Source organism: Sphingomonas sp., from assembly GCF_031361285.1.
In the GTDB taxonomy this organism is placed as follows: Bacteria; Pseudomonadota; Alphaproteobacteria; order Sphingomonadales; family Sphingomonadaceae; genus Sphingomicrobium.
This window is the reverse complement of record NZ_JANMCO010000077.1, coordinates 1-12,245: the sequence shown is the minus strand read 5'-3', so window position 1 is coordinate 12,245 and position 12,245 is coordinate 1. Positions and strand designations below refer to the sequence as shown.

Sequence of the window (12,245 nt, the reverse complement as noted above, 5' to 3'; positions counted from 1 at the left end):
CATCTGGCTGACGGTCTGGGCGGAGATGGGGAGGCCGGTGGCGGGCGAGTAAGGCACGCCGACGCGCGCCCACAGCAGCCGCATGTAATCGTAGATCTCGGTCACCGTGGCGACGGTCGAGCGCGGGTTGCGGCTGGTCGTTTTTTGCTCGATCGAGATCGCCGGGGAGAGGCCGTCGATATGCTCGACATCGGGCTTCTGCATCATCTCGAGGAACTGGCGGGCATAGGCCGACAGGCTTTCGACATAGCGGCGCTGACCCTCGGCATAGATGGTGTCGAAGGCGAGGCTCGATTTGCCCGAACCGGACAGGCCGGTGATGACCGTTAGGCTCTCGCGCGGGATCTCGACGTTGACGCCCTTGAGGTTGTGCTCGCGCGCGCCGCGGACGGATATGTGAGTAAGCATGATCGGGCGTTTGTTCCAGCTATGTTCTAATTATGCAAGGCCCACGCGAAGGTCAACGCGGCGAATAAAGAGATGGGTGCTGGGGCCGCGCCGCGCAACCGTCGGCGGCATTCCTCGATAGGGGCTGGACGCCTGCCGCCGGGTAATTGATGATGGCCGCGGGCGCGGCAGCCCTGCCGTCGCAAGAGAATCACATTACAGGCCAGGGGGATTGTCATGACCAATCGGCGTTCGAAGTTCCGCGACGGCGTGCGCGCTGTGGCCACCCTGTTGGCCGCGTCGAGCGCGCTGGCGGCGGTGTCGGCGGCGGCACAAATCGCCACGCCGGCGCGACCGGTTACCGATCCCCGAAGCATCGTTTCGCCGAGCGATCCGCAGGCGGCCCCGGTGCCGATCGACGATCTCGTCTTTTCGCGTAGCGCCCTCGACGCCAGCTGGAGCGCCGATGGCAGGCAATTGTTCGTGTCGACCAACCTCACCGGCCGTTACAACATCTGGCGCGCCGACGCCGCCGGTAGCTGGCCTATCCAGCTGACCCAGTCGGACGACAATCAGGCGGGATTCGCCACCGCGCCGAACGGCCGCACGCTTTATTTCACCCAGGACAAGGGCGGCAACGAGCAATATGACGTCTATGCGGTGCCGACGGCGGGGGGTGCGGTTCGCAACCTCACCAACACGCCCGATTTGCGCGAATCCTCGCCGCTCGTGGCGCCCGATGGCCGGGCGATGGTGTTTTCGACCAAGCGGAGCAGCGCCGGCCAACTCAACCTCGCGGTCATGGACCTGGCCACCGGAAAAGTCCGTTCACTGACCGACGAAAGCGATTCGCAATGGCGCTGGAGCCCGGTCGCCTGGATCGTCGGCGGCCGCGCCATGATCGCTAACCGAAGCTTTGCCGACGAGACGGCAAGCGAGGTCTGGCGGGTCGATGCCGCAACCGGCAAGGCGGTGCGGCTGCTGGGCAAGGCCGGAGTCGTCTATCAGGCGACGGGCGCGACGCGCGATGGCGCGACGATCGCGCTGACCACCAATGAAACCACCAAGCAATTGCACGCGGCGGTCTTCCAGTCGCGCCCGGGATTGATCAGAACGCTCAAGCCGACGCCATGGGAGCAGGTGAGCGGGGCGGTGAGTCCCGATGGCCGATCGATGGTTGTGTCCGTCAGCGACGATGGGCGTCAAAGGCTCGAGCTGGTCAATCTGGCAACGCTCGCCGAGCGGCCGCTGGCCTTGCCGACCGGGGTCAACGAGACCGTTGGAACGCAGCCGTTCACGCCGGATTCGCGCCGCTTGCTGGTGAATCATTCGGGAGCCGATAGCCCGGCTGAGCTGCAGTCGTTCAATATCGCCGCCGGGCGGGGCACCCCGGTCACGCATCTCGCCATGGCGAGCCTGGTGCCCGATCATCTGCCGAAATCGCGCATCGTCACCTATCGCAGTTTTGACGGGACGCCGGTCAGCGCCGTGGTCACGCTGCCGTTCAACCTCAAGCGCGACGGGTCCAATCCGGCGGTGGTGTTTCCGCATGGCGGTCCGACCGGGCAGACTACCGATAGCTTCAGCCGGACCGCGACCGCGCTCGCCAGCCGCGGCTATTTTGTCATCCAGCCCAATCCGCGCGGGTCGACCGGCTACGGGCTCGCCTTCCAGAAAGCGAATTACCAGGATCTCGGCGGCGGCGATCTCAAGGACGAGCTCGCGGCCAAGCAATTCCTGCTCGATTCGGGCTACGTCGATTCCAAACGGGTCGGCATCACCGGCGGCTCTTACGGGGGATATATGACGCTGATGGCGATCGGCCGGGCGCCCGATGCCTTCGCCGCGGCGGTGTCGCTGTTCGGGATCATCGACTGGCGCACGATGTGGCTGCACGAGGACGCCTTGCTCCAAGCCTATCAGAAGAGCCTGCTCGGCACGCCGACGGACTTTCCCAAGGTCTACGACGCGTCATCGCCGCTGACCTATATCAATGCGGTCAAAACCCCGCTCCTTGTCCAGCAGGGCGAGAACGATATTCGCGTTCCCGCCGGGCAGGCGCGGCAGGTCGTCGAGGCGTTGAAGGCCAAAGGCAATGTCGTCGACTCGGTCTTTTATCCGGAAGAAGGCCACGGCTTCTACAAACGCGAGAATCAGCAGGATTCGTTGAAGCGCACGGTTGAGTGGTTCGACAAATATTTGAAAGGCGCGCGCTAGGCACGGCGCAAGAGGTGCTCCGCGACCGCCTCATAATGCGGGCCGTGGCGGGAGAGGTGGCTTTCGTAGAGGGTGAAACTGGTCACCGCGAATGGCGGCGCGGCGAGGGCTCGGTTGCGCTCAAGAAAAGTCTGGGCGGCTGCGGCGCTGTGGCGGTTGCCGCGAGCCAGCGTAATGTGGGGGTGGAAGGCGCGATGCTCGGGCTCGAGGCCGTCTGAAACGCAGGCGCGTTCGACCTTGGCGGCGAGCGCGGCGACCGGTTCCCTGGGCTGGACGCCGGCCCATAAGGCGCCGCGGCTGCGCTGTTCGAACAGGCCGACGCCGCTGACGCTGATTTCGAACGGATCCGAGCGAATGCGGGTCAGCGCGAGGGCGATGTCGTCGGCGAGCGGCCGGTCGACTTCGCCGATGAAGCGCAGGGTCAAATGCAATTGATCGTCGCCGACCCAGCGCAATGCGGGCGAATTCGCCATCGCGTCGATCAACAGATCGCGGACGGCGGCGGGCGGGCGGATAGCGACGAACAGGCGGTGCATGCTGGGTCATTGCGATGAACAAAGCGACGAAGCAATCCGCTCGAGGTCGTTGGATTGCCGCGTCACCTTCGGCTTCTCGCAAAGACGGCATCGAGCCCTCTTGTCGTGTTTCGCTTGAAGTCGCCTCGGGCATCCACGATATATCCCGGGTGTGAAGGGCATTTCGCCCTACGCAAAGGAGATGAGATGGCAAACCCCTTCGACCCGCGTCAGCCGGCCGTGAATGCTGCCGCTGTCAGTGTTCCGCACGCCGCCCGCGATGTGGGCCTGCGGTCCTACATGCTGTCAGTGTACAATTATATGGCGTCGGGCGTGCTCTTGACTGGCATCGTCGCGATGCTGTTCGCGCCTTATGCCCAGAACGCTTTGTTCAACCAGGCCGGGACGGGCATGAACCCCTTGGGCTGGATCGTTACACTGGCGCCGCTGGGCTTCGTCATGGCGATGAGCTTTGGCCTCAACCGGATGTCGACCGGCACGCTCCAGCTTTTGTACTGGGCGTTCGCGACGGTGATGGGCCTGTCGATGTCGACGATCTTCCTGGCCTATACGGGCACGTCGATCGCGCAGACCTTTTTCGCGGTTTCGGCCGGTTTCGCCGGCCTCAGCCTGTGGGGCTACACGACCAAGAAGGATCTGAGCGCCTGGGGCACCTTCCTGATCATGGGCGTCGTCGGCCTGATCGTGGCGATGGTGATCAACATGTTCCTGCAGTCACCGGGCATGGGCCTGGTGATCAGCGCGCTGGGCGTGCTGATTTTCGCTGGCCTGACCGCCTACGACACACAGAAGATCAAGAGCATGTACGATTATGTCGCCGGCACCGACATGATGGGCAAGACCGTCATCATGGGTGCGCTCAACCTCTACCTCGACTTCCTCAACATGTTCCTGTTCCTGCTAAGGTTCATGGGCGACCGCCGCTAAGGCTTCGCCAGGTCGACAAAAAAGGAAGGGCCGGCGGAGCGATCCGCCGGCCCTTTTCTTTTGGGCGCTTAGCTCAGGGCGTTAGTCGAGCATGCTTGCCGGTACAGTCCCGCCGTTGGCGGCGAGTTGGCGCATGACTTCCTTGTGCAGCCAGATATTCATTTCGGCGCTGCCGTCCTTGACCCCGGTATAGCCGAGCTCGGTGGCCAGCTCCTCACGGTTGGCAAGGTCCGAATCGATGTCGAGCAACTTGAGAAGATCGACGATCGAGGTCCGGTAGTTGAGGTCGGGATTGCCCTTCGATGCGGCGATGCTGGTGAGGACCTGCTCGACATCGACCGTTTGCGGTTGCTCGAGGGTCGGGGCGGGCTGCGATTGCGCAATCTCGCCACCGGCCGGCACTGGCTCGGGCGCCGGGGTAGTGGCGACGGTCTTGTGGCCGAAGACCGCGTCCTTGATGCGACTGAAAATACTCATTGTCGGTCTCCTTGGTTGATCCGCCCCCCGGCGCTCAGCGACCCAGGTATTTCCCCGCCGCTCCAATCAGACTCCCCAGAATATCTTCCTGCTGCGACGCGTGCTTGCCACCGGCGTGCGTCGCCGGTTCGCCGCCGAGCAAACCCCCGAGCATGCCGCCGAGGCCGCCTTCGCCGTGGGAGGCATTTTTCATCACATAGCCGGCCGCCGCCATGGCCAGCATCGGCAGCATCTTTTTCAGGAGCGACGGTTCGACCCCGGACTGCGCGGCTGCCTGGGCGGCGACGGCGCGGCTGCCGTCTTTCGAGCCGAAGATCTGGCCGAGGATCTGGTTGCCCTTGTCGACTTCGGTCGGTTCGTTCGACGTGACATTGTCGAGCAGGGCGCCGCCACCAAGGCTGCTGATGGTCTCGAGCAATCTGCCGAGGCCGCCCAGTCCGCCGAGCGCCGAAGCCGAGCCAACGTCCGCCGATTGATCGGCTGGAGCAAGCGCCGCCGGCGCCGCGGGTTGCTGGATACCCGACAGAATCGACGGCATCAGCGCCGCCGCGCCCGCCTCGGCGGTTGCCGGATCAATACCAAGCTCGCGCGAGATCGCGCCGATCGCATTGGTCTGCTGCAGCATTTGATTGATATCCATCGAAGTCACTCCTGCTCCATGGCAAAGTCATTCACGAGTATGCCGGCGTGCCGGTCGTGAGTCCAAAAGCAAACGCGTCAGGCAGCGATATGACGACGAACGAAATTTTGAGCGTGATGCGCCAAATGGTGACGCGCCAAATGGTGACGCGGTTGTCACTGACGATCCTCTTGGTGTCCTGCACCCAGGCGCCTTCAATGCCTTTGATGGGATAAGTCAATGGTGCCCGTGGCATAGGGTTCAACGGACCAGGCCGACATTGGCGGACCGGGGAAGCAACCCGGCATTGCGACGATTGGCGGTCCGCCGGGACATTGGTAGAAGACAGCGTGCGCCAAGCGATCGGGAGGTTTTGATGTGTGATGACGACAACCATCAGGGATATGTTGCCGACACGTCTTTGACCCGCCGATCGGCTATCTTGACGATTTCATCGGTCGCCGCGGTCGCCGGCCTGCCGAGCGCGACGGTGGCCGCCAATGTGACGGAACGGGACGTGATGGTCCGGACCGGCGACGGTATGGCGGATGCGGCGATGTTCCATCCGGCGGGGGCGGGGTCCTGGCCCGCCGTGCTGATGTGGCCCGATATCCTTGGCCTCAGGCCGGCGTTCCGCGACATGGGGCGCCGGTTGGCGGCAGCCGGGTACACCGTGCTGGTCCCGAACCCTTTTTACCGGACCAGGCGCGCCCCGGTCGTTACCGGCGCGTTCGACTTCAACGACCCCAAACAGCGCGACGCGATCATGAGCTTGCGGGCGACCTTGACTGACGCCGGGATCGCCAAAGATGCGGCGGCATTCATTACTTTCCTCGACCGGCAGAGGGCAACCAACCGCCGCAAGGGGGCCGGGGTGCAAGGCTATTGCTTCAGCGGCCCGTTCGCCTTTCAAACCGCCGCCGTCCGGTCGGACCGTATCCGCGCGGTCGGCACCTTCCATGGCGGCGGTCTGGTGACCAAGGAAGCGAGCAGCCCGCATTTGCTCATCCCGAAAACCAAAGCGAGCTTCGTCGTCGCGATCGCGCGCAACGATGACCAGAAGCAGCCCGACGCGAAGGGCATATTGAAGGCGAGCTTCGCCGCGGCCAAACGGCGGGCGGTGGTCGAGGTTTTTCCCGCCGACCATGGCTGGTGCGTCCCGGGCAGCCAGACCTATGACCAGCCGTCGGCCGAGCGAGCCTGGGCCGAACTGCTGCGTCTCTATCGCACGCGACTAGTCTGATCGCAGCGCCAGCCGCGCGGGTCAGGCGGGCTGGGGCTGTGGCTGGGCGGCGGCGATCAAAGCGGCGTCGATGTCCTTGGCCCGGCGATAGGCATCGCGGTCGGTGACCCGGGCGACATAATCGGTGAACACCGGCGTCGGTTCGAGCAATTTGAACTGCAGCATGAACCCGACCATGGCGCCGACGAACAGATCGGCGGCGGTGAACCGATCACAGGTGATGAACGGCTTTTTGGCCAGATTGGCTTCCAGCGTGGCGATGGCACGATCGAACGAGCCATAGCCGAACATCCGCTGTTTTTCGGCATCCGGTTCCCAGCCGGCCGCCTTGTTGCTGAACGCCGCCTCAATCGGACCCGAAGCGAAGAAAATCCAGCGGTAATAATCGGCGCGGTCGGCGGGCGGCGGCGCCAGATTGGCCTGCGGGAAGGCGTCGGCGAGGTAGCAGCAGATCGCCGCGACTTCGGTCACCACCCGGCCGTTGTGCTGGATCGCCGGGACCTTGCCCATCGGATTGATCGACAGATAGGGTTCCTGCTTGAGGGTGGTGGCGTAATCGAGAATCACGGTCTCGTAGGGCTCGCCGACCTCCTCGAGCATCCAGCGGACGGTCTGCCCGCGCGACTGGGGGTTGGTGTAGAATATGAGATCGGCCATTCGACTCTCCTTTGTGCGAGAACAAAGCAAGAACTAGCGCATCTTCAGTGTCGGCTCAACCGCGTTCGCCGCGACTGGCTGGCTGGGTTACCGTTCCGCCGCGTTCGCCAGCTGTCTCGTCACGCTTGGCGCGGAACTCGCTGTCGTCGCTCCAGTTGGGCCAATCCTTGCTGTTGGCCAGCCGCCAGCCGACACCGTGCAGTAGCTCGGCGTCTTTCGCCATGCCGCTGAAGTCCCAGTCCGGCGAATATTCATCGGCCGGCTGGTGGTACATTTTCGACGTGTAATTTTCGGCCCATGCCCTGGCCCGCGGAACACCGCCGGTGAGCAGATCCTCGCCGGGCGTGAAGGTCAGCGCCGGGACACCAGCCTTGGCCATGGTGAAGTGGTCGGATCGATAGAAGGTGCCGGCGGCGGCGCGCGGGTCTGGCGAGAAGCGCCGCCCGCGCTTCGCCCCTTCTTCGATGAGCAGGTCGAGCAGACCGAATTTCTGATTGCCGCGGACCGAGAAATCACGCGCCGGGCCCAGCACGCCCAGCACGTCGGTGTTGATGACGCCCGCCGTTTTGCCAATCGGGTAAAGCGGGTTGGCGGCATAATATTCGCTGCCGAGAAGGCCTTTTTCCTCGGCCGTGACAGCCAGGAACACAACCGAGCGCTGCGGCCGCGGCCCGGCGGCAAAGGCGCGCGCCTGCTCGATGAGTTGGGCAAGCCCGGTCCCATTGTCGATCGCGCCATTGTAGATGCGGTCGCCGGTGGCGTCGGGTAGGCCGATGCCGAGATGGTCCCAGTGGGCAGTGTAGATCACGGTTTCGTCGGGGCGTGTCTTGCCGGGGACGATGCCGACGACATTGTGCGAGGTGATGACGTCGGTCCGCGCGTCGCCGCGCACATTGAGGCTCGCCTTCAGCAAGACGGGCCGGAAGTCGCGGCGCCTGGCAGCCGCCTTCATCGCTTCAAAGCTGGTGCCGGAAGCGGCAAAGAGCTGCGCGGCGAGATCGCGCTGGATCCAGCCTTCGAGGAGCGGATGCACGGCCGCCGGGTCGCGGCGAACGATATCGAACATCGCGTTGGTGTTTGAATTCTTGACCGTTGCCCAACCATAGCTGGCCGGATCGGTTTCGTGGATGACGAGAACGCCCTTGGCGCCCTGCCGCGCGCCTTCTTCATATTTATATGTCCAGCGGCCGTAATAGGTCATCGCCTTGCCGCCAAAGTCACCGCGCATTGGATCAGTGGTCGCGCCTTCGAAGTCCGGATCGTTGACCAATAGAACGATGATCTTGCCGCGAACGTCGACGCCTTTGAAATCGTCCCAATTCCTTTCCGGCGCCTTGACGCCATAACCGACGAACACCAGCGGCGCGTCAGCGATGGCGATGGCTTTTTCACCATTGGTCGGCGCGCGTACGGCGATTTGCTCGCCTTGCGTCAACGCGATTTGCTTGCCGGCGATGGCGACGCTGACTTGCGGGTTGGCGATGAATTCCGAACGCAATAGCGGCACCGCCTGGGTCCATTGCCGCTTGCCGTTGACGAGGTCGCCGCCGGGCTGAACGCCGGACGCTCGCAGTTGATCGGTAAGATATTGGACCGTCTTGGTTTCACCAGCGGTTGCCGGGCCACGGCCTTCGAAGGCGTCGGAGCCGAGGATTTGCACATGGTGCGCCAATCGCTGCGGGCTGAAGGTGGCGGCGGGCTGAGCGGCGAGAGGGGCGGCGACCAGCGCCAGGGCGCTGGCCGCAAACAAATGGATGCGAGTCATTTTGATACCATCTCCTGATCGAATGGCCGTCCATTAGGCACGACGAACCGGGCCGGAAAGGGTTTCCTTTGGGCGGCCGGGATTACGGTGCCGGTTGTGCCTTGCCGCGATATTTGTCGAACCAGGCGATGATCGCCGATGCCTTGGCCGCCGACTGCGACGGGCGCGAGGCAATGCCGCCGTGGCTGGCGCCCGGGACCTTAACGAAGGCGGTCGGCACGCCGCGCAGCTGGAGGGCCGTGTAATATTGCTCGGCTTCACTGTCGGGTGTGCGATAATCCTCGCTGCCGACCACCACCAGCGTCGGGGTTTTGACGTTGCCCACCAGGCTAAGCGGCGAGCGCGCCCAATAGCCCTGCGGATCCTCCCACGGTTTCTTGGCGAACCAGTAAGGCGAGTAGACGATGGCGCCGTCCGACGTCAGCGCGAAGCTCGACCAGTTGATCACCGGCTTCTGGGTGGCGGCGGCGCGGAAGCGGTCGGTCTTGCCGACAATCCACGCGGTTAACACCCCGCCGCCCGAGCCGCCGGTCACGAACAGATTGGCGGGGTCGACGTAGCCGGTCGCAATCGCCGCATCGACGGCGCTCATCAAATCGTCGTAATCGTGGCCGGGATAGGCCTTGTCGATCTTGTTGGCGAACGCCTCCCCGTAGGAGGTCGAGCCGCGCGGGTTGGTGTAGAGTACGACGTAACCGGCGGCGGCATAGAGTTGATCGTCGGTCGAAAAAGTCGGGCCATAAGCGGCGAACGGGCCGCCATGAATTTCGAGGATTAACGGATATTTGCGCGCCGGGTCGAACCCGGGGGGCGTCACCAGCCAGGCGTCGATCGGGCGCTGGTCGAAGCTCGAGGTTACCGGCAGCTGGTTGACTTTGCCGAGCGCCTTGCCGCCGAGCAGGCTGGAGTTGAGATCGGTCAGCCGGCGCACGGCGCCAGTACCGCTCGTGATGCCGACGTCGGACGGTCGGGTCGGGTCGCCGACGGTAAGCGCGACCTGACCATTGCGCGAGAGGCTGAAATCGCCGCCGCTATATGGCCGGTCGAGGCCGCTGCCGGTGAGGCCGGTGGCGACGGTGCGAACGGCGCCATCGAGGCCGACGCGCGCGACGCGTACGCTGCCGTGCTCGTCGTAGCTGACATAGATCGACCGGCTGTCGGCTGCCCATAGCGGATTGCCAACCGCGCGGTCGAGGCCGGCGGTCAGCACTCGCTTGCCCGAGCCGTCGAGGTTCATCACCGACAGCTGGCTGTTCTGGTAGCCAAGCTGCCGATCGTCGAAGCCGGTCCAGGCGATCTGCCGGCCGTCGGGCGAGACCAGTGGCGCATTGTCGGGGCCGACGCGGCCGGTCAGCGCAACCGGGGCGCCACCGTCGATCGACAAGCGATAGATTTCGCTTTCCAACGGCTGGCGTTCCCAATCCTTCGACAAGTTGGCGCTGAACAGGATGGCGCGGGAGTCGGGGGTCCAGGAGATTGGGCCGCCGGCATTGGTCGCGCCAAAGGTCAATTGGCGCGGCGCGCCGCCATCGGCCGGCACCCAGAATAATTGGCTATAGCCGGGCTTCAGATAGCCGGCGCCGTCGGCGCGATAGGTGACGGCGTTGATAATTTCGAGCGGGTCGGCCCATTTCGCTCCTTCGGGCTTGGCTGGCGCCTTGCCCAGGGTCATCCAGTCGTCGGGAACGAACATGCCATAGGCAATGCGGCGGCCGTCGGGCGACCAGGTGATGGAATCGGGGCTGTCAGGCAGACCAGTAACCCGCGCCGTCTCGCCGCCGGCCATCCAGCGGACGAACAGTTGCGCGCCGCCGCCTTCGGTCGTCGACACATATGCCAGGCGGGTGCCGTCGGGCGACCAGCGCGGGTTGCTGTGGGAACCGGTGCCCGTGACCAGCGGGGCCTGTTGCCCGGTCGCTGTGTCGATCAGCCAGATACTGGCCCGGGCGCGATCGGTCATGATGTCGTTGGCCAGCCGGACATAAGCGATGCGGCGCCCGTCGGGGCTGATCTGCGGATCGCTGGCGACCGACAGGTCGAACAAGTCTCGGCCGGCGAAGGTCGCGTTGGGGCCACCGGCGGGAGCCGCCAGCGCGGCCGTCGAACATCCCACGGCCAGCGCGGCCAACGCGAATCGCCAAGTCGTCATGAATTCCTCCCGGATTGATCGGGGAGAAAGGCGGAAAGCGCCTCGCCGCGCAAGTCCCTACTGCGGATCACGCCTTGGCTTTTGGATCCTTGACCTTGACCTTGGTCGCGGCCCTGGCTTTGGCCCGGCTGACCTTGGGCGGGGCCGGCGTGATCTCGAACGCCGGGGCGTTGTCCTTGATCCGGACCTTGACCTCGCCGCCGTTGACCAATTTGCCGAACAGCAATTCCTCGGCCAGCGGCTGCTTGATCTTCTCCTGCACCAGCCGCGCCATCGGGCGGGCGCCGTAGAGCTTGTCGTATCCGCGGGTCGTCAGCCAGGCGCGCGCCTCATCGTCCAAATCGATGTGGACGTTGCGGTCGGCCAGCTGAAGCTCGAGCTGGAGGATGAACTTGTCGACCACGCGGGCAACCACCGCCGGCGGCAAATACGAGAAGGGCACGATCGCATCGAGCCGGTTGCGGAATTCGGGCGTGAACATCTTCTTGACCGCATCCTCCTGCGCGTCCTCGCGATCCATGGCGCCAAAGCCGATCGAATCCCGCGCCATGTCGGACGCGCCGGCGTTGGTGGTCATGACCAGGATGGTGTTGCGAAAATCGACGGTCTTGCCGTGGTGATCAGTCAACTTGCCGTGGTCCATGACCTGCAGCAGGATGTTGAACAAATCGGAGTGCGCTTTTTCGATCTCGTCCAATAGCAGCACGCTGTGCGGATGCTGGTCGACCGCGTCGGTCAGGAGCCCGCCCTGGTCGAAGCCCACATAGCCAGGCGGCGCGCCGATCAGTCGGCTGACCGAATGGCGCTCCATATATTCGGACATGTCGAAGCGCTGCAGGGGAATCCCGAGGACCGAAGCCAATTGCCGCGCCACTTCGGTCTTGCCGACGCCGGTGGGTCCGGAGAACAAATAGTTGCCGATCGGCTTGTCGGGTTCGCGCAGGCCGGCGCGCGACAATTTGATCGCCGAGGCCAGTTTCTCGATCGCCAAATCCTGGCCGAACACGACGCGCTTCAAGTCCGTTTCCAGATGCTCGAGCACCTGCTTGTCGTCGGCCGACACCGATTTCGGCGGGATGCGCGCGATGGTTGCGACCACCGCTTCGATCTCCTTGGTGGTGATGATTTTCTTGCGGCGCGACGGCGGCACCAGCATCTGCATCGCGCCGACCTCGTCGATGACGTCGATCGCCTTGTCGGGCAGCTTGCGGTCGTGGATGTAGCGGGCCGAGAGTTCGACTGCGCTTTTGATCGCGTCGGCGGTGTAG

The 12,245-nt window shown here is 64.3% G+C and carries 11 protein-coding genes and 1 pseudogene; 3 read left to right on the top strand and 9 right to left on the bottom strand.

Annotated features, from left to right (window positions below; all coding sequences use genetic code 11):
• Positions 1-408, bottom strand: a pseudogene (locus tag RMO25_RS08250) (excinuclease ABC subunit A); the annotation flags it as partial.
• Between the two features lie 216 nt (positions 409-624).
• Between RMO25_RS08250 and RMO25_RS08245 the strand changes: the two are divergent.
• The gene (locus tag RMO25_RS08245) at positions 625-2,604 is read left to right on the top strand and encodes a S9 family peptidase (protein WP_309662126.1); all 1,980 of its coding nucleotides are present in this window, start codon (positions 625-627) and stop codon (positions 2,602-2,604) included.
• Here RMO25_RS08245 and thpR read toward each other — a convergent pair.
• The gene (gene thpR, locus RMO25_RS08240) at positions 2,601-3,140 is read right to left on the bottom strand and encodes an RNA 2',3'-cyclic phosphodiesterase (RefSeq protein WP_309662125.1); all 540 of its coding nucleotides are present in this window, start codon (positions 3,138-3,140) and stop codon (positions 2,601-2,603) included. The genes RMO25_RS08245 and thpR overlap by 4 nt on opposite strands.
• A 186-nt stretch (positions 3,141-3,326) precedes the next feature.
• Between thpR and RMO25_RS08235 the strand changes: the two genes are divergently transcribed.
• The gene (locus tag RMO25_RS08235; RefSeq protein WP_309662124.1) at positions 3,327-4,067 is read left to right on the top strand and encodes a Bax inhibitor-1/YccA family protein; all 741 of its coding nucleotides are present in this window, start codon (positions 3,327-3,329) and stop codon (positions 4,065-4,067) included.
• An 81-nt stretch (positions 4,068-4,148) separates the two neighbouring features.
• On the opposite strand, the gene RMO25_RS08230 is transcribed toward RMO25_RS08235, so the two are convergent.
• Genes RMO25_RS08230 through RMO25_RS08220 form a run of 3 tightly spaced genes read right to left on the bottom strand, consistent with a single transcriptional unit; the run spans position 4,149 to position 5,560 of the window.
• Entirely contained in the window at positions 4,149-4,544 is a 396-nt protein-coding gene (locus tag RMO25_RS08230; RefSeq protein ID WP_309662123.1) for a DUF3597 domain-containing protein, read from the bottom strand.
• A gap of 34 nt (positions 4,545-4,578) precedes the next feature.
• Positions 4,579-5,184: a DUF937 domain-containing protein gene (locus RMO25_RS08225; RefSeq protein ID WP_309662122.1), complete on the bottom strand. Its 606-nt coding sequence runs from the start codon at positions 5,182-5,184 to the stop codon at positions 4,579-4,581.
• Positions 5,185-5,215: 31 nt separating this feature from the next.
• Positions 5,216-5,560 (bottom strand): hypothetical protein, encoded by a 345-nt coding sequence (locus RMO25_RS08220; RefSeq protein ID WP_309662121.1) that lies wholly within the window; start codon positions 5,558-5,560, stop codon positions 5,216-5,218.
• A 45-nt stretch (positions 5,561-5,605) separates the two neighbouring features.
• Between RMO25_RS08220 and RMO25_RS08215 the strand changes: the two genes are divergently transcribed.
• Positions 5,606-6,406: a dienelactone hydrolase family protein gene (locus RMO25_RS08215; protein WP_309662120.1), complete on the top strand. Its 801-nt coding sequence runs from the start codon at positions 5,606-5,608 to the stop codon at positions 6,404-6,406.
• A 21-nt stretch (positions 6,407-6,427) separates the two neighbouring features.
• Here the strand turns inward: RMO25_RS08215 and RMO25_RS08210 are convergent, their stop codons facing one another.
• From RMO25_RS08210 to RMO25_RS08195, 4 genes are all read right to left on the bottom strand, one after another.
• Entirely contained in the window at positions 6,428-7,063 is a 636-nt protein-coding gene (locus RMO25_RS08210; protein ID WP_309662119.1) for a glutathione S-transferase family protein, read from the bottom strand.
• A gap of 55 nt (positions 7,064-7,118) precedes the next feature.
• Entirely contained in the window at positions 7,119-8,828 is a 1,710-nt protein-coding gene (locus RMO25_RS08205) for a M28 family metallopeptidase (protein WP_309662118.1), read from the bottom strand.
• An 82-nt stretch (positions 8,829-8,910) separates the two neighbouring features.
• Positions 8,911-10,977, bottom strand: coding sequence for a S9 family peptidase (locus RMO25_RS08200; RefSeq protein ID WP_309662117.1), 2,067 nt, complete (start codon positions 10,975-10,977; stop codon positions 8,911-8,913).
• A gap of 67 nt (positions 10,978-11,044) precedes the next feature.
• Positions 11,045-12,245, bottom strand: a 1,201-nt coding sequence (locus tag RMO25_RS08195; protein ID WP_309662116.1) for an AAA family ATPase, incomplete at its 5' end; no start/stop codon positions are given.